This window comes from Tissierellales bacterium (assembly GCA_035301805.1).
In the GTDB taxonomy this organism is placed as follows: domain Bacteria; phylum Bacillota; class Clostridia; order Tissierellales; family DATGTQ01; genus DATGTQ01.
In genome coordinates this window covers 1-2,138 of record DATGTQ010000208.1, presented here as the reverse complement: position 1 = coordinate 2,138, position 2,138 = coordinate 1, and the positions used below count along the sequence as shown (strand labels likewise).

Sequence of the window (2,138 nt, the reverse complement as noted above, 5' to 3'; positions counted from 1 at the left end):
ATGCCTAGTGCTCCTGGTCCAGTATGAACTCCTAATGCTGGGCTTATTTGCCCTTCAGTATATATATTACAATAAGGAAGTTTAGACATTAATTCTGATTTTATTTCCATAGCCTCTTTTTCAGCATTACTATGGATAATTGATACATTATATTTATCTGAATCCTTGACAAAATTTAATGTCAAATTAATTAATTTTTTAATAGATCTTTTTCTTCCTATGACTTTTTCTACAGTGTAGTAAATTCCATTATCATTACATGAAATTATAGGTCTTATATTTAAGGCTGAACCTAGAACAGAGGTAACTAATCCAATTCTACCACCTTTGTGTAGATACTCTAGTGTATCTAAAGTGAAGAAAATTTTTGATTTTGAAACATTGTTAGTAACAGTTCTAGTAAGAGTATTCCAATCCATTTCTTCCTTAATATATTCACCAGCTTGAATGGCATTAAATCCAGTGGCTATTCCAATGTTTTTTGTATCCAATACAAAAATATCTAATCCATCATATTGGCTAGCCAATAAAGAAATATAATTGTAAGTACCACTTAACCCACTAGAAATAGTAACAACTAGTAATTTTTCATATCCATCGGATTTTATTTTATCAAACATAGCATTAATCTCTCCGCCACTTGGCAATGAGGTAGTAGGTATTTCAGTTTCTAATCTTTTATACATTTCTTGGGGAGTAATATCTACACCATCAGAATATTCCTTGTCTTTATAAATTACTTTCAAAGGTAGAACATAAATATTATATTTTTCTAAAAGGTTCTTTGGTATATCTGCACCGGAGTCTACTAAAATTGCTATTTTTTCTTTATTCATCTTGTTCTTCACCCTTTTTATTATTAATAAAATTCTTCTGCAATTTTACAGTTTTTTCTGCAATAGTCTTACTAGCAAAAGCTATAGTAGCCATTTTTACTGTTAAATTTTCTATATTAATATCTGTATATAAAATAGTTTCTTCATTTCCAGAAATAATCTGAGTCATAATTGACTTTAGAGCTTTTTCTTGTTCCTCACAAAATAAATTATATGCATTTTTTCTTCCATTAATTTGAGCTTGAAAGATGATTCCATCCCTTATTTTTTCTATTGTTACTACCTGTTTCAATATACAAATAGCCATTAAATATGCTAAATGAACTTTGTTATATCTTTTTTTCACTGGTTTAGGAATTAGCTTTAATTTAACATAATTATTAATCATAGAAGGTGTAAGAATTTTTTCTTCAGGGTCATCTGAAAAAATTTGAACATTTTGTTCTATGTAATAAATAACTTGATCCCTATACAACTCTAAGTCAGGTAGTTCTTCCCAACGTGGAAGATGGTAATTTAAAACATCTTCATTCCATTCTAGTAATTTTTTTTGAGCACTATCCATAAAATCACCTTACTTTATATAATAATAACTATATCTTATACTAGTTATTAAAATAAGTCAAGATAGTTATGGTAACTAGATGAAGTTAATTATAAAAAAGGTTCATACCTTAATAAGTATAAACTTTTGTGTTTTATCTATTCTTTAGAATATATCATTATAGTGTATTTGATTTGAAACCAAGTTTTTAACATAATTTGTATCCTAGTTAGTATACTATATATCGTTATAATGTAAAATTTATCAAGAACAACTACAAATATTTATATTTTTTGCAGTACTTTTATTTTTTTCTACGTTATAATTAATAAGCAAGGAAAAAGGGAGTATGGTAAAGGTAGTAATAGCATTAATATTCTTAATTCTTCATGTGTAACAGTAGACGAATTATATTAGAATAGTATAGATTAGTTTATAAATTAAAATTCTCTAGATATAATTGTGTATAAAGAAACTATCTGGAGGGGAGAAAATGGGCAATGAGGAATTCTTAATGGCAATTAGACAGATAGTAAAAGAAGAGATTGAACCTGTAAAGACTGATGTATCAGGTTTAAAGACAGACATGACAGGTGTAAAAGAAGATGTGCCAAGTTTAAAGATAGACATGACAGGTGTAAAAGAAGATCTATCAGGTTTAAAGGCAGACATGACAGGTATAAAAGAAGATCTATCTATTATAAAATCTACATTGAAGGAGCATGGACAATTAATAAGGGCCTTGGAGCATAAAGTAG

At 27.9% G+C, this 2,138-nt stretch carries 3 protein-coding genes; 1 reads left to right on the top strand and 2 read right to left on the bottom strand.

The window, feature by feature from the left end; genetic code table 11:
• Together VK071_10840 and VK071_10835 are read right to left on the bottom strand one after the other, a co-directional pair.
• Positions 1 to 836 (bottom strand): DegV family protein (locus VK071_10840; protein ID HLR35806.1); only part of this gene is annotated, 836 nt, incomplete at its 3' end.
• Positions 829 to 1,401 carry a DUF1836 domain-containing protein gene (locus tag VK071_10835; protein HLR35805.1) on the bottom strand — a complete coding sequence of 191 codons (573 nt, stop codon included), beginning with the start codon at positions 1,399 to 1,401 and terminating at the stop codon, positions 829 to 831. The genes VK071_10840 and VK071_10835, both read right to left, overlap by 8 nt.
• 472 nt (positions 1,402 to 1,873) lie before the next feature.
• Here VK071_10835 and VK071_10830 point away from each other — a divergent pair.
• The coding region (locus VK071_10830; protein HLR35804.1) for a hypothetical protein at positions 1,874 to 2,138 on the top strand (265 nt) is incomplete at its 3' end.